Consider the following 20,238-nt stretch of genomic DNA (forward strand, 5'->3'; position numbering starts at 1 on the left):
CCCCTGCCCCCTGCCCCCTGCTTCGATTAAGATAATGAAACTCCTGCTGAAATCTGTCAAAATATTAATTTACAGCTTACTTATAGTTAGCACCTGTGCTATTACAGTCTTTGCCCACGATCGCACTGACCACGGACAATACAAATACCATTGGAATTACAATTTACCAGGACAACAGGGTTACCTAACTGTAAGAAAGAACGTAACTGACCTGACATCAGCAGAGAAAACAGCTTTAGTCAAGGCAATCAAAACCTTAAAAACAGTAATTCCCGTAGGTAGCAAGCTCAGTATTTACGACCAATTCGTTGCCATACATCTAGGGGCAACACGCTTGATTCATAACCATAAAGGGCATTCTGATGGTTCCGTCCAAGAACTTGCTCATGAAAATGCCGCATTTTTCCCTTGGCATCGAGAATATATCCGCAGATTTGAACAAGCTCTGCAAGCAGTAGATCCAACTGTTAGTCTGCCATACTGGGATTGGACAGACGCTAAAGCACTTGATGTAATTTTTAATGATGACTTTCTTGGCTCCAACGGTCAAGGAGTAACCATCAAAATTCCAAATCAGGGAAACTTTACAGGCGGCGCTGTGCCTGGGGCTTTTTCGGTCGCAAATGGCTGGGTTATGAATCCAGCATTAAATATTGACCCAGATACCGGAACATCCTTAGGTACATCACTTGTACGCTTTCTCCGAGTACCTCCTGCCAGTGATTATCCTGTGCCCAAAAAAGATATTGAGCGTGCCCTGAGTCTTAATGACTATTCTCTATTTCGCCCTGCTTTGGAAGGATTTATCTCTGTAGATGAGCAGGGTAAAGTTACCCCTGGAGGATTCATCCACAACTACATTCATGGCTTAGTCGGTGGCGTACAAATAGACGCTAGCACAAGACCCATAAAGTTTAAGGGTCTGGGTACGATGAGCAATATACCAAGTTCGCCTTATGACCCAGTGTTTTGGTTGCATCATGCCAACGTAGACCGCCTCTGGGCCCAATGGCAAGACAACGGTCATAAAGGTAGCGATTTTTATCCTTCTGATGGTGGTCAGCCTTATGGACACAATCTTAAAGACTTTATGTGGCCTTGGGACGGCGGTATGTCTACCCCCAAAGCTACGGCGTTAGGAAATTTACTATCGCTATTACCAAATTTTGACTCTAACGATTTGGTGCGCCCTATAGACGTTTTGAATCACAGGGAACTGGGCTATACCTACGAAACCGGGGAAAACAAAACGCAAAATAGGTTTTATCTGTGGCATAAGTTCTAAAAAGTTAGAACGAGAGTAAAAAATACTTGAACATAAAAGGATTTTGAATTATGGTAAGCATCCAAGATATCAACGCTACGCTTTCAACTACGTCTGTGCGACCTGACCTTTTAGGCAGGTTTGGAAAATTCGGCGGTAAGTACGTCCCCGAAACTTTAATGCCTGCATTAAGTGAATTGGAAGTGGCTTTTCATCAATATTGCAATGAGCCGAGTTTCCAAGCTGAACTGCAAGGCTTATTGCGCGATTACGTAGGACGACCCAGCCCATTATATTTTGCTGAACGCTTGACAACAAACTACGCTAGACCAGATGGCACGGGGCCGCAAATCTATTTAAAGCGTGAAGATTTAAATCATACAGGCGCTCACAAAATCAACAATGCTTTAGCTCAGGTGTTGCTAGCTAAACGCATGGGCAAGCAACGGATTATTGCAGAGACAGGTGCAGGTCAGCATGGGGTTGCGACTGCAACTGTATGTGCTAGGTTTGGTTTGAAATGTGTGATTTACATGGGCGTCCAGGATATGGAACGCCAAGCCCTGAACGTGTTTCGGATGAAGTTGATGGGAGCAGAAGTTCGTCCAGTAGAGGCAGGTACGGGAACTCTCAAGGATGCAACTTCTGAAGCAATTCGGGATTGGGTAACAAACGTGGAAACAACCCATTACATCCTGGGTTCTGTTGCAGGGCCCCATCCCTACCCGATGATTGTCCGTGATTTCCACGTGATAATCGGTGTAGAAACTCGCGCTCAGTCTCTAGAAAAATGGGGAGGATTACCAGATATTCTACTGGCTTGCGTGGGTGGAGGTTCCAATGCGATCGGCTTATTCAATGAATTTGTGCATGAACCTTCGGTGCGTCTAATTGGAGTAGAAGCGGCGGGTGAAGGTGTAGATACAGAAAAGCACGCTGCTACCTTGACAAAAGGAAAAGTAGGTGTATTGCACGGTGCAATGAGCTATTTACTGCAAGATGATGATGGTCAAGTCATCGAAGCCCATTCAATTAGCGCCGGATTAGACTATCCCGGCGTTGGCCCTGAGCATAGTTATTTAATGGATCTTGGTCGCGCTGAATATTACAGTGTTACCGATAAACAGGCGTTAGATGCATTTCAAAAACTTTCGCAACTAGAAGGAATTATCCCAGCCTTAGAAACTGCTCATGCGATCGCGTATCTCGAAACCCTTTGTCCTCAGTTAGAAGGCAGCCCCCGCATTGTCATCAATTGCTCTGGTAGAGGTGACAAAGATGTGCAAACCGTCGCAAAAGTCCTTATTCCTTAATTTTCTGTTCTTGTCCTTTGCTAATGACAAATGACAAATGACCAATGACCAATGACCAAAATGATAGCTGTAACTCAAACTCCACCTGATAACATCTCCATCCCTTCTGAGTTCTACAACTGGCCAGCTTTATTGCAACAGTTGTTTGATCGGCAATCGTTGACGGTTTCCCAAGCTGCGGATTTGATGCAGGGATGGCTCACAGATGCCATTCCCCATGTATTATCAGGAGCGATTTTAGCTGCAATTCAAGCTAAAGGCGTATCTGCCCAAGAATTAGTAGGGATGGCTAGCGTCTTACAATCCCAAAGGCTAGGGACTGGGGACTGGAGATTAGAGACTGGGCAAGAGTTTTCCCAGTCCCCAGTACCCAGTACCCAGTCCCCAGTACCCAGTACCCAGTCCCCAGTCCCCCTAATTGACACCTGTGGAACTGGTGGAGATGGTGCTTCAACCTTTAATATCTCGACTGCTGTTGCCTTTGTTGCTGCCGCCGCAGGGGTTAAAGTTGCCAAACATGGCAATCGTTCGGCATCTAGCAAGACTGGTTCGGCTGATGTGCTGGAAGCTTTGGGTATAAATCTCAACGCCACTCCTGAGAAAGTACAAGCCGCAGTTGGCGAAGTCGGAATCACCTTTTTGTTTGCTCCAGGTTGGCATCCTGCACTCAAAGCGATCGCTAGTTTGCGAAAAACTTTGAAAGTGCGGACTGTTTTTAACTTGCTCGGCCCGCTAGTAAATCCGATGCGACCGACAGGGCAAATTATTGGTGTAAATGACCCGCTTTTACTGGAAGAGATTGTTCAAGCTTTATCCCAATTGGGATGTCAGCAAGCGATCGCCCTCCACGGACGCGAACGTTTAGATGAAGCTGGTTTAGCAGATGTGACTGACTTGGCTGTACTCCAAGATAAAAAAGTGCGTTCTCTAACGCTCAATCCTCAAGAACTTGGTTTGAGTTTTGCACCCACTGCGGCGTTGCACGGTGGAGATGTCCCAGAAAATGCCGAAATCTTGAAGGCAGTTTTGCAAGGTAAAGGCACTCAAGCACAGCAAGATGTAGTCGCTTTAAATACAGCTCTAGCACTCCAAGTTGGTGAAGCCATTCATGGGGAAACGGATGTTTTAGCAGGTTGTGTTAAAGGTATTGCCCTTGCCAAGGAAATTTTGCAAAGCGGCGCAGCTTGGACAAAACTAGAACAACTTGCTGAATTTTTGCGCTAACTCTTATTAGCCACTAAGTTATAGCGATTCTCGTTTGGATGCAAATGCTGTAGGGGCATAGCATTGCTGTGCCCCTACGAACGGACTGTATTACACCCAAAAACAAAAGGAAAAACAGATGATTATCATACTTAAGAACGGTACGCCTGTTGAGGAAATTACTCGCATCAGCCAAGAACTGAGTGACACTTGGGGAGTCACAGTAGAAAAAAGTGTTGGCACTCATAAAGTTGTCTTAGGGCTAATTGGTGATACCACTAGCATCGATAAATTACAGGTTCAAGAGTTCAGCCCTTGGATTGAGCAAGTATTACGGGTGCAACAACCTTTCAAGCGGGTTAGTCGAGAATTCCGAGATGGAGAAGCTAGCGAGGTCGTTGTACCAACACCTAACGGTGATGTCTATTTCGGCGAACGTCACCCTATCGTAGTGGTAGCCGGGCCTTGTTCCGTTGAAAATGAAGCGATGATTGTCGAAACGGCAAAGCGGGTGAAGGCAGCTGGAGCGCAGTTTCTCCGGGGTGGAGCCTACAAACCTCGTACTTCACCTTATGCCTTTCAAGGTTATGGTGAAAGCGCTTTAGATTTATTAGCAGCAGCGCGGGAAGCTACTGGTTTGGGTATCGTCACAGAACTCATGGATGCTGCCGATTTATCAGCAGTAGCGAGAACAGCTGACATCATCCAAATCGGAGCTAGGAATATGCACAACTTCTCGCTGCTGAAAAAGGTAGGCGCTCAAGATAAACCAGTGCTGCTCAAACGAGGAATGTCTGCCACAATTGACGAGTGGCTAATGGCAGCAGAATATATTTTGGCATCTGGAAACCCCAATGTGATTCTTTGTGAGCGGGGAATTAGAACCTTTGATGGTAAATATGCCCGCAATACTTTAGATTTATCGGTGCTTCCGGTGTTGCGATCGCTTACCCATTTACCGATTATGATTGATCCTAGTCATGGTACGGGTAGGTCTGAATATGTTCCATCGATGGCAATGGCTGCGATCGCAGCTGGTACAGATGCCTTAATGATTGAAGTTCACCCCAATCCAGCTAAGGCTTTATCTGATGGCCCCCAATCTCTCACCCCTGATAAATTTGACCGCTTAGTTCAAGAAATGTCAATTATGGGCAAAGTAGTCGATCGCTGGTCTACACCTGCATTTGATAGGATTGGTGAAAGCCAAATTCTCTTCACACCAGAACTATCAAAGTAGATAAACCGTAATCTGAGACGATTTTTTGCAAACGGCTAAACCCGATCAACAGATTCTTTCCTAAAAAATCCATTGATCGGGTTTTCATAACACTACCCACGCTTTAAATTCTTTATTAATAGGACTTACGCAAAAGTACACGTGCTCAGGGGCGATACCCTGTCTTAAGCCGCTTTGCGTCTAGATGAATTACCCCTACGCGAAAATAAGGGTTTCGGCTATTGTTTGCGTAACTCCTAAACTCAAGTCATTAATAATACTCAGCGTAGAATCCCAGCGAATATATGACTAAGCAATTGTGCTGGCTAAATTACTTCATCTAAATTATGACTTACGCATTCACAAGAAATACCAAATATGGATGAATTTAACAACATACATCTTTTGTAAGGGCACAGCAATGCTGTGCCCCTACAGCATGGTCTATTTCCGATTGCAGGATAATTAAGAAAAGCCTGAAACAACCTACTTTTGTTAATGCATATCACGATGCATTTGTACAGTGCGTAAGTCCGATAAATCTCTTCGGAGATTTAGAAATGTAATTAATAGCCCTCGATAGTATAACCAGCAGATTGAACTATCTGTTTAATTGTCTCTTCAGAAGCCGCACCTTCTACAACTACGGTTTTTGCATTAACGTCTACATCTACTTTGGCATCAGCTACCATAGTCTGAATAGATTTAGTTATTTTATTGGCGCATTCATCACCTTTGATATCCGGAACTTTCAATTTAATTGCCATTACTTACCTCTTTCCGTCAACTAGAATTTCTATTTAATAAATATATTAACGGTTGAGATAGGGAGCGCACATCCTACTATAGTGAGGGAATTGGGCATCCCAAAGATAGTAATAAATAATAGCTATACTTAAGACAATCTGTAGGCAGTAAAACTAAATAAAATGCCAAAACATATAAAGTAATTTATGAAAATCTACTTAGTCTTACTAACTTCTAAAAACCTGCTCTTTTAGTTTGTTCTGAAGACTCCACTAGAGATTGCAGATTCTCGTATAGGCGTTCCTGTTCGATATAGTTGTTCTGGTAGGACTGCTTGAAAATACAAACGTTTATACGTAAGTCACAAAACCTTTTTATCTGTAGTTTTTAACTATTTTTATGCTCCAGGTACTTCTGCCCACCTTTAATAGCACATATATATCCAAAAAGCAGCTATCTTGTGGCATATATTTACAGTGGGCTTCATAACAAAAACCTTAAGTGACGCAGTAGTAGCAGGAGTGTTGGACGGCTGCCCTATGTACTGGTTCTCGGTGGATGCCCTTGTCCACCTCCTGACATAGGGCGGTTACAGAGAAAGCGGGATGATCTAGCAACTTCCAAAATTCCCTCCCTGCCTCCCCTGCCGCAAGGCTACCTATTTTTTTTGAGTTCGTGCATACTTCTGACAACCTTTGTTACTAAATTTCTGGGTGTAAATCTGACGCTTTCACTCAATAGCTTATTTCTCATCCCAGGAACGACAACAGTTTTATTTCTCATTAAGGCGCGATAACCAATCTTAGCAACGGTTTCCGTATCCATCATTCTGTTAACGCTAGCAATCTTTGAATCTTCCATTGCAGCAGTTTGTTGAAATTCTGATGCTGTTGGCCCTGGACAAAGAACAGTCACGCTGACACCTGTGCCCTCTAATTCATTAGCGATCGCTTCTGAAAATGATAATACATAGGCTTTAGTAGCGAAATAAACTGCCATTAGAGGCCCTGGTTGAAAAGCAGCAGCTGAGGCCACATTTAATATTTTTCCATAGTTTTGCTCAACCATCTCCTTGAGAAATAACTTAGTTAAATGAGTCAGACTCACTATATTTACTTGGAGCATTTTCAGTTCAATGGTCAGGTCTGTTTCGTTAAATACTCCATAAGTACCAAAGCCAGCATTGTTAATCAGCACATCAATTTTGATGGATGCTTGCTGTAGTTCTGTGAAAATTTCTTCTGGGGATGTTGGGATAGATAAATCCTTAGCAAAAATCTTCACATAAATACCAAACTTTTGGGGAAATTCATCTAGAATTTCAATAAGTTTTTGTTCATTCTTATCCACTAACACCAGATTATAACTATGACGAGCAAAAATCTGGGTTAATTGATAGCCTATCCCACTAGCCGCTCCTGTAATTAAAGCAGTTTTTTTTTGCCGATCTTCGGATGTTTTATTCATGTGACAAAAATGACTAAATTGAGTTAATTTAACTTTTATAAATTTAGCTACAGCAATATATAATGTTTGCTGTAGCTAAATTTATGGAAGAAAAAAATGATGCTATCCACCTGAAATGAGTATGCTTAAATCCAGGATATTAGGCGCAAATATAAAAATCTGTATCTATATAAACAACAGCAATAATTTTTAATATCGTCATCAATGCCACAGCATAATTCCGTTACTATAACTGATGTGCAAGCAGCACAAAAGCGAATTTTGGGGATTGCCCACCGCACACCTGTGCTAACTTCTAGAATCGTTAACGATCGCACCAATAGCCAAGTATTCTTTAAATGCGAAAATTTTCAACGCACGGGGGCATTTAAATTTAGAGGTGCATACAATGCCCTAGCCCAACTATCCATAGCACAAAAACAAACAGGCGTTATCACCTATTCATCGGGAAATCATGCCCAAGCGATCGCTTTAGCTGGACAATTACTCAATATTCCCACCACCATTGTCATGCCTGATGATGCACCTGTTGTCAAACAAACCGCGACTCGTGGTTATGGTGCAGAGATAATTTTCTACAATCGCCAAGAAACAAACCGAGAAGAATTAGCCCAAAATTTAGCAGATAATCGCTCTTTGACACTCATTCCCCCTTACGATCATCCTCATGTAGTCGCCGGACAGGGTACAACTGCTTTAGAACTGCTCCAAGAAGTTGGTGAATTGGACTTGCTATTAGTTTGTTGTGGCGGTGGCGGATTACTTTCAGGGTGTGCGATTGCAGCCAAAGCACTTTTACCCAATTGTAAAGTAATTGGGGTAGAACCAGCACTTGCTGACGATGCTACCCGCTCCTTTCACACCAAAATTCTGCAAACAGTCAAAAATCCTGATACCATCGCTGATGGTGCGCGGACTCCTAGCCTTGGTCAAATTACTTTCCCGTTAGTGCTGGATTACGTCGATAATATGGTGACGGTATCTGAAGAAGCGATTCTTCGCACCATGTTTTTTTTGTGGGAACGTCTGAAAATTGTAGTTGAACCCACTGGGGTATTAGCTGCTGCTGCTTTACTCGAAGGTGTAGTGAAAGCACCAGAGGCGAGAATTGGTATCATCATTAGCGGTGGAAATGTAGATTTGGCGCAAGTTTGTAAATTATTTTCTCTGTAGTATTGTAATTAAAAACATCGTTTCCAGGTTGATTATGTATGGTTCTGCCGTGAATTTGATCGGCGGGGCTTCTAACTAGTCCCATATTTAATTGATTATCCTGGATAAAGAACTTTTTTTATAGCGTCGGCTAATTACTAAACTTGCTCCAATTAAACCGATACCAATTAAACTTGTAGTCGCCGTTGGTTCTGGAACCTCTTGAGGAGTTTGCAAGGTGAAATTCAGTTTAGCTAAACCTTGAGAAGGGGTTCCAGAGGGATTAAGTTGGTCTTGTTCAGTAAAAGTGATTTTGCCTGTAGCATTTTGGAATAAACCTGTTCCCCCAAAGATGGTAATAGTACCACCACCTTTGATGAAGCCTTCGGCAAAATTAATTTCAGCGCTGTCACTTGCTTTGCCAAATAATTCATTTGCACCACCATAATACCTGTCAGAAAATGCGAGTTCGTCCTTTAAACCAAACACGCTTGGGTTTGAGTTAAAGGTATATTTATTAATCGATGGATTTTCAATAGGCTCAAGTTTGCCATAGTCATTACTAACAAATAAATCCAACCCATAAGGAGCCGGTTTGGTACTTTCACCTTTGATAGTTGTTCTAATAATTCCTAAGTCTGGTCTGAAGGTTGGGTCAAAAGTGACAAATGTATTGTAGTCAACACTAAACGTATAATTATTATAATTATCTTGTGCTTTTGCAGTTTGCATATTTGAGCCTAAACTGACTATAGTTAAGGTCGCAGGAATCAGCCAGCCTATACGTGAACCAAACATAGTTGTCCTTTTTTGATTAAAATAACAAAGTTACCTAATGTAAAAATTCGGTTTAACTTTTAAAAAAATATAACTATTTTCTGGTGGGTAATACCCTGAAAACTTTGAGATGGTCGGTATTGCCACCCTACGAGCAAGTTACAAAGTATAGATTTACTTGAGAAATAGCCTCTAATATTGATTAAATAAATTTTATCCAATGTTAGTTAATACACTTTATTAATAAATCTTAAAAATTAGTATAAATTTATTTATTTACGAATTCAATGATTTATTTGTTGATATTGAATGAATTATTTTTATATTTAGTTGCATAAAATATTAGAGAAATGGTGATAAGAGGGTGTTTGAAAAGTTTTGAGGAGTCAACTTTTATGCCAGTCGCCTCACTATAAGACAGATCATGGCAAGGTAGATAAAGGTCTCTGATGTTTCGGGGATGTTTCGGGCAATAACTTATAGTCTCTAACGAATCGACGACACCCCATCAGCTTTCTCATAAGTGCGCTCGACTACAAGGGAGTTTTTTGAGCAACACAAATACCTTGGTTTGCTCTGGTTGCAGAACCACTGTACAATCCAACGGCACTCATTCTATCACCCACTGCATGAACGGCTCACAGTCATTGCCGCCATCAACGAGCGAGGGTTTTAAAACGAGATACCTATCAGGGTTTTCGTAAACAATATTTACATATTATTTACATGTGTTAATATTAACTTTTTGGTTTAAGTGGGGATATTCACTATGGTTCTCATAAAGACTGTTCTCAAAGATTCAGAGCAAATCACTCGGTTGTTTTCTCATCTCGAATTTGATGGAAAAAAGCTCAATCATCAACCCGGTAGTGTATTGGGGAGTACTGCATTGATTGCGGGAACCACCGTTGGGGCTGGAATTCTCGCCCTACCAGCCGTTACCCTGCCGTCTGGTATTGTACCATCCACATCTGGGCTGATTGCTGTTTGGCTCTATGTTTTAGTTTCAGGATTATTAGTTGCAGAGGTGACTTTAAACGCGATGCGAGCAGAAGGGCTTCCGAGTATAGGTATGTTGGGAGTTGTTGAGAAGATCCTTGGTAAGCTGGGAGCGCGAATTGCAGGCGGCGCATATTTATTCATGCATTATGCTCTCTTGGTGGCATACATCACCCAAGGTGGAGAGATTTTAGTATCTGCTGTGGCAAAAGTCTGGGGTGTGCAGATATTGCCTACGTGGGTAGGCACAACGACTTTCACGCTGTTATTTGGTGGCATTATGTATCTTGGGCGAGAAAAGTTTATTGAGAAATTAAACAGCGCCTTTGTCGGAATTGTCATTGTTTCCTTTTTGGGACTATTGTTTTTGGCAGGAGGACACATTCAGAGTACCCAACTGTTATTTCAGAACTGGAGTGCCCTTGGTAGTGCCATTTCAGTGATGTCTGTGGCGCTATTTTTCCAAAACGTTGTGCCGTTGGTTGTGACGCAACTCGAAGGGGATGCCTGCAAAATTCGTCAGTCTATCTTTATTGGTTCTGTGATTCCTTTAATTATGTTCTTGGCATGGAATGCCGTAATTTTGGGAAGCGTCAGTCCTGATATGCTACATGGCACATCTAATGGTAGAACTATTTTTGACCCACTGCAAGTTCTCCGAGCAGGTGGCGCTGGGGAATGGTTAGGAGTGCTAGTATCCATTTTTTCAGAGTTTGCGATCGTCACATCATTCATTGGATTTGTGTACGGATTGCTGGATTTGTTCAAAGATATTTTCCTAATTGCAGAGGGCAAACTTTCTAGTCGCCTACCCCTCTATTCGTTAGTTCTTTTCCCTCCAATGACCCTCGGAACGCTCAATCCCAGTATCTTTTTTACTGTCCTAGATTACACTGGAACATTTAGTATTTCAGTTCTAGGTGGAATTATTCCGGCATTAATGAGTTGGAAGCAACGTCAAAAACAAGAAAACTCAGATAGCATAAATCAACCACTCGTTCCTGGTGGTAAGGTGACACTCATTGTGATGATTGGAGTCGCATTAGCCATGATGGGAAGACAAATCTTGTCAATTTACACAAAGTAAAACCATCAATAAGAATTTTTATGTAATATACTATGACATAGTTGTAGTACCAAGATGGCAACCACAATCAAACTGCAACGCAAGAGTCATTATTCCAAGAGAAACCACGCCCACTCTTTAACATGCTTTGAATTAGTCCTTAATGAGATAAGAAAGTTTTTTTAGCAACTTTAAAAGCGAGGTATGTACAAAAAAATAATGACCAATACTTCGACTCCTTTCGACTTACTTCGACTTACCTCGACTTACTTCGACTACGCCCAACTCTTAGAGAGGCAACGCCTTCGACTACGCTCAGGACAAGCTCAGTACAAGTGACTAATGACCAATGACTAATGACCAAATGAGTGATTCTCGCCTCGTCCAAATCAGCAAATATCTCAGTAAATATTTGCGACATACACCAGATGCAATTGGAATTAAACTTGCTCCCAGTGGTTGGGTTGCTGTTGATGAACTACTTACTGCTTGTGCTAAAAACAAGTTTCCGATTACCCGTCAGGAATTAGAGGCGGTTGTTGAATCCAACGATAAACAACGCTTTTCTTTTGATTCCACAGGTACTCTGATTCGTGCGAACCAAGGACATAGTGTAAAAGTTGATTTACAATTAGAAGCTGTTGCTCCTCCAGATGAGCTTTATCACGGCACGGGGCGCAAATCTGTAGAGTCAATTCTGCAAACAGGACTTTGCAAAATGTCACGCCATCATGTCCATTTATCGAAGGATATTGCAACAGCACAAACGGTTGGTGCAAGATATGGAAAAGCAGTAGTTTTTGCTATATCTGCTGCGGCAATGCATCAAGCGGGTTACATCTTTTATTGTTCTGCTAATGGTGTTTGGTTAGTGGATCATGTGCCACCTGAGTATCTACAAAAAGTTTGAATTTTAATAGTTGGTTATGATTGATTGGTTGTAAAGTTGTATGCGTGATTAAGCAAAATACAGTTTGATTTATTATTTTATTCCATAAAAGGAGCAGTAGAGCCATTTTTTTGTGTAAAATACAATCATGCTGTTAGGATTAAAATAGTTAAGTTTGGTGTCAGATGCTGAATAGAGAATTATTAGCTCAAGAAATCGAGTCCTCACCACTAGAGTTACTAATTGATTTCTCAAAGCTCAAAATGTGCCCTGAATAGTTCCGCCATCTACTTGCAGCATGACTCCATTCACAAATGATGCAGCTGGTGAACTCAGAAATACAGCAACATTGGCAAACTCTTCTGGTGTCCCGATACGACCTAAAGGAACTGCCGTATTAAGTTTAGCAATTTCTGCTTCTTTTGTTTCACCACTTTTAGCAATCCGCGCCTTAATTAATTCTTCTACCCGTTCTGTATATGTCCAGCCTGGTAAAATGCTGTTGACGCGAATTTTATCGCTACCCAGTTCTTGGCTGAGAGTTTTAGTTAAACCAATCACCGCTAATCGAATGGAATTAGACAACACGAGATTTTGGACTGGTTGTTTAGTTGAGGTTGAGGTGATGGTAAGAATCGCCGGTGCTGTAGATTGACGTAAGTGAGGTAAAGCGGATTTTACCAAGCGTACTGTACTCAGCAAAGTCAAGTTGATAGAAGTTTCCCAAGTTGCCAAATCAATATCGTCAAAAGTGCCTGCGGGTGGGCCTCCGGCGTTGGTAACGAGGATATCCAACCCGCCGAATTTCTCTACTGTGGCATTAATTACCCGCTCAATATCTGGTTGACTGGTAACGTCTGCACGCAGAGATAGAACTTCTGTGCCTGTTTCGCTTGCAATCTCCGCAGCAGTTTTGTCAATTAATTCACTGCGGGCGCAGATGGCAACTTTTGCACCCTCACAGGCAAATTGCCTCGCTGTAGCTTTGCCCAAACCTTTACTAGCAGCTGTCACTAAGGCGACTTTGCCACGGAGTTGCAAATCCATAATCTTGATTTTTCTTATTTACAGTAACTTGAAGCCAAGGTGATTGAGAACTTCCCGCAAGCGATCGCGTCCTCTCAATGACTCAACAGTTGCGATCCTTTGGGCTGAGTGTTCTGACCAATCGCCAGGGACATTCATCTTTTGTTCAGTATAGAATTCTTTGATGATCTGGTTGTAATGAGCGATCGCTTCTTCTTGATCTGCCAATTTATAAGTTTCGCGGTGCAGCACAGCTGATTGTGGCAAACGTGGCTTAATCGCTGCTTCTACCTCTGGATTCGGATAGCCTACACACAGCCCAAATACAGCATACACAGAGGAGGGCAAATTCAATATCTCTGCTACCTCTTGCGGGCAGTTGCGGATTCCACCGATATATACTGTTCCTAAACCAAGTGACTCGGCTGCTACTGTTGCGTTTTGCGCCGCCAACGTTGCATCGATTGTTGCCATCACAAACATTTCTAAGTATTCCAGTGCATCATGAGATATGCCGCGACTGTCAGCAACGTAATTTAGACGCGCTAAGTCTGCTAACCAAACCAAAAATAAAGGAACCTGCTTAATATGTGCTTGGTTTCCCGCTAGTTTGGATAACTCCTCTTTGCGCTGTTGATCTTCGACTGCTACCACACTCCAGGTTTGCAAATTAGAGGAAGTAGATGCAGATTGGGCGGCTGCAATTAGCAACTCTAGAGTTCCCGGTGGTAGAGGATCGGATAGATAAGACCGGATTGAACGGTGAGATAGTAGTGCTGTTAGCGAATCATTCCATTCAATTTCGGGATTGAAGGGAATTTCACCGTAGCGCGATCGCAGTAGTTCTGTAGGATTAGTCATAATCAATTTCAAAAATTTTCAGTTGTTTTATTACTAACACCAATTCCATTTGTCAGGGCATACATCTGTACGCCCCTACAGCAGATACATTGCACTAGTTTAAGTTTTTGGTGAAAATGCAGCGTATTGTTCTTTTGTCAATACTGCATCCTTCACACTTACCTTTTTGGGGATTAACTTTAATTTATAATATGTATCCGCAACACCTTGTTGTAGATTTATCAGATTGTCGTCAATTGGCACAATGCCAAAAGTCCGCCTATTGGTAGCTTTTCTCATCGTTTCTAGGTCAATTCCTAACACAGGTGCTAGAGTTTTTGCTACTTCTTCTCGATTCTGTTTAGACCATTCTTCTAGATTTTGAATTTCCTCTAGTATTGCCTTCACAGTTTGGGGATTTTCAGTGACAAACTTGCGGGTTGCCAAATAATATCCTCCCTGCTTATTAATTCCTGTCCCATCAATCAAAACTCTGGCTTTAGTTGCCTCTTGAGCCGCAGCATAGAACGGGTCCCAAATTACCCAGGCATCTATACTACCTTTAACAAATGCAGCACGGGCATCAGCCGGTGCTAAATATTTAGGTTCGATGTCAGTATATTTCAATCCAGCTTTTTCTAAAGCTTGGACTAACAATAAGTGGGCGCTAGACCCTTTTTGAAAAGCAACTTTTTTGCCTTTCAGGTCAGTAAGTTTTTGAATTGAGGAATTCTGGGGAATAAGAATTGCTGAACCAGCAGGACTAGAAGCAATACCAGCCACGTAAGTTAATGATGCTCCTGCGGCTTGGGCAAAAATTGGCGGTGATTCTCCTACGTGTCCGAAGTCAATACTACCCACATTCATAGCTTCTAGCAATTGGGGCCCCGCAGGGAATTCAATCCATTGTACAGATATATCATTTGGTGACAGACGCTTTTCTAAGACACCTTTGGTTCTCAGCAAAATATTCGATTTTTGATAACCAAATCTGACTACTGTTGCTTTGCTGGAAGCAGAATTACTAACAGATGTAGCACTAGGGTTAGAAGAATTAACAGTCGATGTCGATGAACAGGCAGCAAATAGCAAGCTTAGACAAAGACCTGTAACAAAAGCCCCCACTATTGGCAAAGGAGAAGAAAAGAATAATTTATGTTGATTGTTAAAGGGGATATTCCTGAACTTGATGGGCGATATCCCCTTAGCAATCAAACGGCGAAAGATTAGGTTAATCATCAAAATGATTTCTCTGAACTATCTTAATACTATAAATTTATAGGTTTACCGTAGTATATAAATAAATTTAGGAAAATTTGACATAAAAAATAAAGGGAAGTGGCGAGAATTGTTACTTCTTTGCCTATTATTTGGAGTTTAGACTAATTTGACCTATCAAACCGCCAAATCCCTATCCAGACAGGCTTTGAACAGTTATGAGACTGTTATGGTTCGGAAATCTAAAATCCTTCCTACACAAGGGTTGTAGCCTGAAAAATCGAATTTAGTCTAAACTCCAGTATTATCCCAATGTCAAGTCGCTTCTCGAAATTAAAAATTATTAAGTAAAAATTGCAAGACGCTACGCGAACGCTATTATTGTGGGCTGCTGAACCCACCACTATTAATTAAAAATTGAATAGACAAATCTTAATTTTGCATTTTTAATTTTGCATTTTTAATTCCCGAAGGTGGGGGCTTGTACCCAAAATTAATTAAGAATAATAATTTTTAATTTTTAATTTTTAATTAAAAAAAGGTCAAAAAACACAGCACTAATTTAGCAAATCCGGTTCTTCGCGCACAATTCTGTCGTAAAGGGGCTGGAAGCCGAACCACCCACTTGTATGTGACCCCACTTGAGTTTGTGTTAAACGGGCTGTTTCGTGTTTGATAGTAGTGGGTCTACCCGCAGCTTCTGCCAGTAGTTGGGCTTGGCACGATCGCTCTAAGTTAATGTACCAAAAGGCAGCTTCATCTACCGTATGTCCCACAGTTAAAATGCTGTGGTTACGCAGGATTATGGCTTTGTTTGGCCCCAAGGCTTGCGCCAGTCGCTGACCTTCAGAAGTTTCTAAAACCACACCTGTGAAGTCATCAAATAGCACATGGTCTTCGTAAAAAGCACAAGAATCTTGAGTCAAAGGGTCAAGAAGACGCCCCAAACTAGACCAGGCTTTACCATAAAGTGAATGGGCGTGAGCCGCCGCGATTACATCAGGTCGAGCTTCATGAATCTGAGAATGGATGGCGAAAGCAGCTCGATTCACTTCAGCATCGCCTTTAACCACCTCACCTTCTCTGTTAACTAAGAGCAGGTCAGAAACTCGGATGTGACCGAAGTATGTTCCTAATGGATTCACCCAGAAATGGTCTGTAAACTCTGGGTCACGAGCTGTAATATGGCCTGCGATTCCCTCGCAGAACCCAAACTTACCAAACAGGCGAAAGGCTGCGGCTAGGCGTTGCTTGCGGTGCAGGCGTTCGTCTTCAACTCGCTCGAATACGGGGGGTTGTGGTCTATCGTACCTGGGCATGTTCTTTTTCTTCTTCCTCTTGACAAGGAGCGTTGGAATATCCAGAGCGAAAGGATTTGACGCTGTGAGATTCTGGGATGAACTGGTGGCGCAAGATGCAACCAGTATCATTACCCAGAATATGGATGGATACAGATGCGCTCTGGGATGTAGTTTTGACGGCGTGGATATCACCATCTGGGGGTAACAGGCGGTAGATATCCCCTGGTTGAAGCCTACGCACTTCAGTTACTTGTAATTGTGCGTGTCCTTGGGCATCGCCGTTATCTACACGGCAATAGACTGTTTCTTCTTGATTGCCTTTGTATAAACCAATCAATCCCCAGGCTAAATGGTCGTGGACGGGAGTCGTTGAACCTGGGGGAATTACCAAACTAAAGATTGACAGCGAACGGTCTTTGGCGCGAAAAAGTAGCCACTGACCAATACCGCCGCCCATCCTGCTTTCGGGATTGACTTGAACAAACTTTTGGGGTAGCCATTCCTGTTGGGCAAGCAGTTCTTGAAAATAGGGTTCTAGTCTAGCGAGAGTTTGGGTGCGATCGTCAACAGTGTTAGCGTTAATTTCACGCACTTTTGCTACAAAGGATCGTAGTTCCTGGCTCTCAATAAACCATTGGTCTTCTGGCAATGGTTCCAAGATGGTGGGGTTTGTCATCTATATTCCTCCGTTTGGGAGGCGATTAAGATTAACTAATTACTCGTAGTTACGAATTACGTAGCTTGCTTCTCGCATGAATGGCGAGTATTACGAATTATTTTAATACCAGGGTGAATTTTGAAGCCAAGTTGCTCAAGTTTTAGATGAGAAAGGGACTCCTTCAGAATTATAGTAAAGGGATATCGCTGAAATACGGTAGCTTTCCCTTGTGATAATAGCAGCCTAGCACGGCTGATGCGTACTGGATATAACGGTTGTTGGTTGGCATCGAGAATGAATACTTTGGTCATATAATTTTGAATTGTGGGACAAATAGTAGCAGCAACATCTATCCTTTTCGGTAGAATCTTTTGCTTCAGCATCCAGTCAGCAGTCTTTTGGATTTTGACATCATCAGCACTAATGGTCTGTCAAGTCAACAATGCTTAATAAACCAAGTTTTAGAATGAATCTTTCTCTCAGTGTTCTCTGTGCCTGGAGCGGTAGCCTGCGGCAAGCCGATGCAGCGTCTACGTTATTTAATAAAAAAAGATCAGAATGAGAGTCTAGAGGTAAACTCCAGCACTCTTATCTTTACGGCTCATTAAAGATTTCCTTGGATATTTTTTATTGGGAAGTCTCTTAGCTGTGATTTCAATTTTAAATACGGTAAATCGGTCGATTAACCGCCCAATTAACTACAAGCAGAAATTATCATATACAAATTTAAAAAGCAATAGGCTAACTGTTAGGGGAGGAGATAAAAGGAAGCCAGTACGTTTCCTCGTTACCAGGCGAGAGTTGAAAAAGAGGCAAGGGAGCTCTTAGCTGGGGGTAGGGGAGGCAAAAAAGTGATTTGTATCAATTATTTCGTGAAATGGTATGAGAACTTGCAACAAGTCTTTCCCCTTGTCCCTGGCTCTTGGTTGAGCGTCAAAAGGGCGTAATTGATTGTAAATGTAGGGTTTTTTCTAACTGCGGATGCTCGAAGCGAAGTTCTCTGGCGTGCAGATGTAAGCGACTGGTAACTGCACAGCATCCATAAAGGCGATCGCCTAAAATAGTTACCCCAAGTCCTCGCGCATCAGCCGCATGAACCCTTAATTGATGAGTGCGCCCTGTAAGCGGCGTAAACTCTACACGGGTGTAATTTTGTTCTCTCGCCATTACCTGGAAGTGTGTCAAGCTGGGTTTACCGTGCTGCCAATCGACTTTTTGCTCAGGACGATTTTCAGGATCTCCCCACAGTGGCAGTTCAATTTTACCTCGCTCAACTGTCATAGCACCCGAAAGTATTGCTTCATAAACCTTGTGAACCTGGCGTTGCTGAAACTGCTGGCTAATTTGCCGATGGGTTTGACGATCGCGTGCTAACAACAAAATCCCAGAAGTTTCCTGATCTAGGCGATGCACAGATGCAAGCGCCATCCCATCTGGTAACAGATGACGTAAGCGACTCAATACACTATCTTGGCGATCGCGATAACGACCAGGCACTGAAAGTAATCCAGCAGGTTTGTTCACAGCAATCAGCCATTCGTCTTCATAAATAATCGGGATCTCTTCCATGATTGGGGAGAAGGCTGGGAATTCATTGGACTCAAACACATTGGATTTACGTAAATGTGTTAATGTATTTAGTAATAGTGGGGTTGTTATATAAAAATCCCTATTAGGGATTGAAATAGGTCTTAACCCTGAGAGTAAAAACCCCATCAATGGCTGACATCGCTCGGCACATGCTCCATAAAATTTTCCCTGGATTTTCTCCTGATTTACAGAAGACGCACCCCACCAAAATTCTGCCATTGCCAATGGTTTGAGATTATGTCTTGCCGCATAATGGAGCAGTTTTGGGGCACAACAGTCTCCTGTGCCAGTGGGCGAACCTCCTGGCATCAATTGCTGTAATGATAGCGATCGCCCAGAAAAGTTAGTCAGGCTGTAGGTAGCCTGCATCTGAGCTTGGAGTTGACAAGACAGTGCTTTACGCTGTTGTTTCAGTTCGTTAATTCGCGCATCCGTCGCTGCAATTAACTCCTGAAGAGGCTGTAATATCGCATTTTGCTGGCGTTTAAGTTGTCGTCGCTCAATTCCCTGCTGACGACTCTCTTCGTCGAGTTGTTCAAGGGTAATAGTGAGTGCTTCTTTTGTAAGTGTATTGGAGATTTGCTGACGTTTTTCCTGTCGTTGATGTTTGCAATGGCGATGGCGATCGCTCATTGCTTGCAATTGTTGCTCAAATTCATCAAAGAGGGTTTCATACTGCTGGCGTTCGGTTAGTTGCTTTAAGGTAAGAATTTCCTGTTTAATCGCGTCCAACTGTGCTAAAGTGCGGGCTGACTCCAAAGCAACTTCGTCTCGTCCTGGAATTGGTGGAACCCAGCCCTCAAGAACACTGCAACCATTCAAAAGACCGGAGAAGGCTTTGAGTACCCTTTGTTCGCCATTAGGCAGTTCAACTAATAGTATTCCATACATCTTGCCTTCACGAGAATAACAGTCATTTTTGGCAAGTTGTTGCATAAGTCCGTGAGCGATCGCTTCAGATATTGAGGTGCGCGGTAACTTCACGCGATGTCTACGACGGGCTACGCCTACGCCACTTTGGAAGCAAGTCCCTTCGTACCAATAACTCGGAGATAAATCGTTGACAGCAAAATCGCAGTCGAGAAAATCTGAAAGTGCGTGCAGAACTACCATACAAAGTATGCTTGCAAATCTAGCTGATCCTAATATGTTAGGACTAGCCCTTTCAAGGTGACTCGTAAAATAAGATTGTTTTTCTTTGCGCTGCGCCAGTTGCTACCCTGCCTTAACGCTAAGAGCGTAGCTTGCTTCCCCGTAGGGGTACAAGTCTCTTAACCGCAAGAGCGGACTGGCTTCTCTGTGCCTGGAGCGGTTTAAAAGTAATTTATGTTAACCTTATTAGGCTTGTGGATTGCGATCGCAAAACTTTTCGGATTTCTGGAACGCAAGTAAGAAGAGACGCTTACGCATTTCGGGAGTATTTACATCCTTGTGTGTACCGTGATCTGATCACCAATACAGATACCTCGAAGTCGTGTTGAGGTACTCCAAAGTCGTGTTGAAGTACTT

General features: G+C 42.5%; 17 protein-coding genes. 7 read left to right on the forward strand and 10 right to left on the reverse strand.

Features of this window, described 5'->3' with window-relative positions:
- The 4 genes from ACFFAP_RS21375 to aroF all read left to right on the forward strand — a co-directional run.
- A partial coding sequence (locus ACFFAP_RS21375) for a tyrosinase family protein (RefSeq protein ID WP_375513097.1) occupies positions 1-1,285 on the forward strand: 1,285 nt, incomplete at its 5' end.
- Positions 1,286-1,335: 50 nt separating this feature from the next.
- A complete protein-coding gene (trpB, locus tag ACFFAP_RS21380; RefSeq protein ID WP_375513098.1) occupies positions 1,336-2,577 on the forward strand; it encodes a tryptophan synthase subunit beta in 1,242 nt (413 codons plus the stop codon).
- A gap of 60 nt (positions 2,578-2,637) precedes the next feature.
- Positions 2,638-3,801: an anthranilate phosphoribosyltransferase gene (trpD, locus tag ACFFAP_RS21385; RefSeq protein WP_375513112.1), complete on the forward strand. Its 1,164-nt coding sequence runs from the start codon at positions 2,638-2,640 to the stop codon at positions 3,799-3,801.
- 118 nt (positions 3,802-3,919) lie between these two features.
- Entirely contained in the window at positions 3,920-5,020 is a 1,101-nt protein-coding gene (gene aroF / locus ACFFAP_RS21390; RefSeq protein WP_375513099.1) for a 3-deoxy-7-phosphoheptulonate synthase, read from the forward strand.
- 545 nt (positions 5,021-5,565) lie between these two features.
- On the opposite strand, the gene ACFFAP_RS21395 is transcribed toward aroF, so the two are convergent.
- On the reverse strand, positions 5,566-5,766 hold the full coding sequence (locus ACFFAP_RS21395; RefSeq protein ID WP_375513100.1) for a heavy-metal-associated domain-containing protein: 201 nt from the start codon (positions 5,764-5,766) through the stop codon (positions 5,566-5,568).
- Between the two features lie 634 nt (positions 5,767-6,400).
- Positions 6,401-7,213 carry an SDR family NAD(P)-dependent oxidoreductase gene (locus ACFFAP_RS21400; protein WP_375513101.1) on the reverse strand — a complete coding sequence of 271 codons (813 nt, stop codon included), beginning with the start codon at positions 7,211-7,213 and terminating at the stop codon, positions 6,401-6,403.
- A gap of 204 nt (positions 7,214-7,417) precedes the next feature.
- Here ACFFAP_RS21400 and ACFFAP_RS21405 point away from each other — a divergent pair, with 204 nt between their 5' ends.
- The gene (locus tag ACFFAP_RS21405) at positions 7,418-8,386 is read left to right on the forward strand and encodes a threo-3-hydroxy-L-aspartate ammonia-lyase (RefSeq protein ID WP_375513102.1); all 969 of its coding nucleotides are present in this window, start codon (positions 7,418-7,420) and stop codon (positions 8,384-8,386) included.
- An 87-nt stretch (positions 8,387-8,473) separates the two neighbouring features.
- Here the strand turns inward: ACFFAP_RS21405 and ACFFAP_RS21410 are convergent, their stop codons facing one another.
- Positions 8,474-9,163, reverse strand: a complete 690-nt coding sequence (locus ACFFAP_RS21410) for a hypothetical protein (protein WP_375513103.1) — start codon at positions 9,161-9,163, stop codon at positions 8,474-8,476.
- Positions 9,164-9,911: 748 nt separating this feature from the next.
- Here ACFFAP_RS21410 and ACFFAP_RS21415 point away from each other — a divergent pair.
- Both ACFFAP_RS21415 and ACFFAP_RS21420 read left to right on the forward strand, forming a co-directional pair.
- Positions 9,912-11,228 (forward strand): amino acid permease, encoded by a 1,317-nt coding sequence (locus tag ACFFAP_RS21415; protein WP_375513104.1) that lies wholly within the window; start codon positions 9,912-9,914, stop codon positions 11,226-11,228.
- A gap of 343 nt (positions 11,229-11,571) precedes the next feature.
- On the forward strand, positions 11,572-12,117 hold the full coding sequence (locus ACFFAP_RS21420; RefSeq protein WP_375513113.1) for an RNA 2'-phosphotransferase: 546 nt from the start codon (positions 11,572-11,574) through the stop codon (positions 12,115-12,117).
- A 237-nt stretch (positions 12,118-12,354) separates the two neighbouring features.
- Here the strand turns inward: ACFFAP_RS21420 and ACFFAP_RS21425 are convergent, their stop codons facing one another.
- From ACFFAP_RS21425 to ACFFAP_RS21455, 7 genes are all read right to left on the reverse strand, one after another.
- Complete coding sequence (locus ACFFAP_RS21425) at positions 12,355-13,143, reverse strand: SDR family oxidoreductase (protein ID WP_375513105.1); 789 nt, start codon at positions 13,141-13,143, stop codon at positions 12,355-12,357.
- 18 nt (positions 13,144-13,161) lie between these two features.
- Positions 13,162-13,983, reverse strand: a complete 822-nt coding sequence (locus ACFFAP_RS21430; protein WP_375513106.1) for an NADPH-dependent oxidoreductase — start codon at positions 13,981-13,983, stop codon at positions 13,162-13,164.
- Between the two features lie 99 nt (positions 13,984-14,082).
- On the reverse strand, positions 14,083-15,201 hold the full coding sequence (locus tag ACFFAP_RS21435; protein WP_375513107.1) for a sulfonate ABC transporter substrate-binding protein: 1,119 nt from the start codon (positions 15,199-15,201) through the stop codon (positions 14,083-14,085).
- 536 nt (positions 15,202-15,737) lie between these two features.
- A complete protein-coding gene (locus ACFFAP_RS21440; RefSeq protein ID WP_375513108.1) occupies positions 15,738-16,499 on the reverse strand; it encodes a class II aldolase/adducin family protein in 762 nt (253 codons plus the stop codon).
- Positions 16,483-17,157 carry a hypothetical protein gene (locus ACFFAP_RS21445; RefSeq protein WP_375513109.1) on the reverse strand — a complete coding sequence of 225 codons (675 nt, stop codon included), beginning with the start codon at positions 17,155-17,157 and terminating at the stop codon, positions 16,483-16,485. Before ACFFAP_RS21445 ends, ACFFAP_RS21440 begins: the two co-directional genes overlap by 17 nt.
- A 56-nt stretch (positions 17,158-17,213) precedes the next feature.
- A complete protein-coding gene (locus tag ACFFAP_RS21450) occupies positions 17,214-17,522 on the reverse strand; it encodes an RRXRR domain-containing protein (protein WP_375513110.1) in 309 nt (102 codons plus the stop codon).
- A 550-nt stretch (positions 17,523-18,072) separates the two neighbouring features.
- A complete protein-coding gene (locus tag ACFFAP_RS21455; RefSeq protein WP_375513111.1) occupies positions 18,073-19,842 on the reverse strand; it encodes a pseudouridine synthase in 1,770 nt (589 codons plus the stop codon).
- Positions 19,843-20,238 lie beyond the last annotated feature (396 nt).

Origin of the sequence: uncultured Nostoc sp. (assembly GCF_964245575.1) — a bacterium.
Taxonomy (GTDB): domain Bacteria; phylum Cyanobacteriota; class Cyanobacteriia; order Cyanobacteriales; family Nostocaceae; genus Nostoc.

Excerpts from the sequence above, each read along its gene's own strand:
- trpB (WP_375513098.1), top strand. The coding sequence starts at position 1,336 with ATGGTAAGCATCCAAGATATCAACGCTACGCTTTCAACTACGTCTGTG.
- trpD (WP_375513112.1), top strand. The coding sequence starts at position 2,638 with ATGATAGCTGTAACTCAAACTCCACCTGATAACATCTCCATCCCTTCT.
- aroF (WP_375513099.1), top strand. The coding sequence starts at position 3,920 with ATGATTATCATACTTAAGAACGGTACGCCTGTTGAGGAAATTACTCGC.
- ACFFAP_RS21395 (WP_375513100.1), bottom strand. The coding sequence starts at position 5,766 with ATGGCAATTAAATTGAAAGTTCCGGATATCAAAGGTGATGAATGCGCC.
- ACFFAP_RS21400 (WP_375513101.1), bottom strand. The coding sequence starts at position 7,213 with ATGAATAAAACATCCGAAGATCGGCAAAAAAAAACTGCTTTAATTACA.
- ACFFAP_RS21405 (WP_375513102.1), top strand. The coding sequence starts at position 7,418 with ATGCCACAGCATAATTCCGTTACTATAACTGATGTGCAAGCAGCACAA.
- ACFFAP_RS21410 (WP_375513103.1), bottom strand. The coding sequence starts at position 9,163 with ATGTTTGGTTCACGTATAGGCTGGCTGATTCCTGCGACCTTAACTATA.
- ACFFAP_RS21415 (WP_375513104.1), top strand. The coding sequence starts at position 9,912 with ATGGTTCTCATAAAGACTGTTCTCAAAGATTCAGAGCAAATCACTCGG.
- ACFFAP_RS21420 (WP_375513113.1), top strand. The coding sequence starts at position 11,572 with ATGAGTGATTCTCGCCTCGTCCAAATCAGCAAATATCTCAGTAAATAT.
- ACFFAP_RS21425 (WP_375513105.1), bottom strand. The coding sequence starts at position 13,143 with ATGGATTTGCAACTCCGTGGCAAAGTCGCCTTAGTGACAGCTGCTAGT.
- ACFFAP_RS21430 (WP_375513106.1), bottom strand. The coding sequence starts at position 13,983 with ATGACTAATCCTACAGAACTACTGCGATCGCGCTACGGTGAAATTCCC.
- ACFFAP_RS21435 (WP_375513107.1), bottom strand. The coding sequence starts at position 15,201 with ATGATTAACCTAATCTTTCGCCGTTTGATTGCTAAGGGGATATCGCCC.
- ACFFAP_RS21440 (WP_375513108.1), bottom strand. The coding sequence starts at position 16,499 with ATGCCCAGGTACGATAGACCACAACCCCCCGTATTCGAGCGAGTTGAA.
- ACFFAP_RS21445 (WP_375513109.1), bottom strand. The coding sequence starts at position 17,157 with ATGACAAACCCCACCATCTTGGAACCATTGCCAGAAGACCAATGGTTT.
- ACFFAP_RS21450 (WP_375513110.1), bottom strand. The coding sequence starts at position 17,522 with ATGCTGAAGCAAAAGATTCTACCGAAAAGGATAGATGTTGCTGCTACT.
- ACFFAP_RS21455 (WP_375513111.1), bottom strand. The coding sequence starts at position 19,842 with ATGGTAGTTCTGCACGCACTTTCAGATTTTCTCGACTGCGATTTTGCT.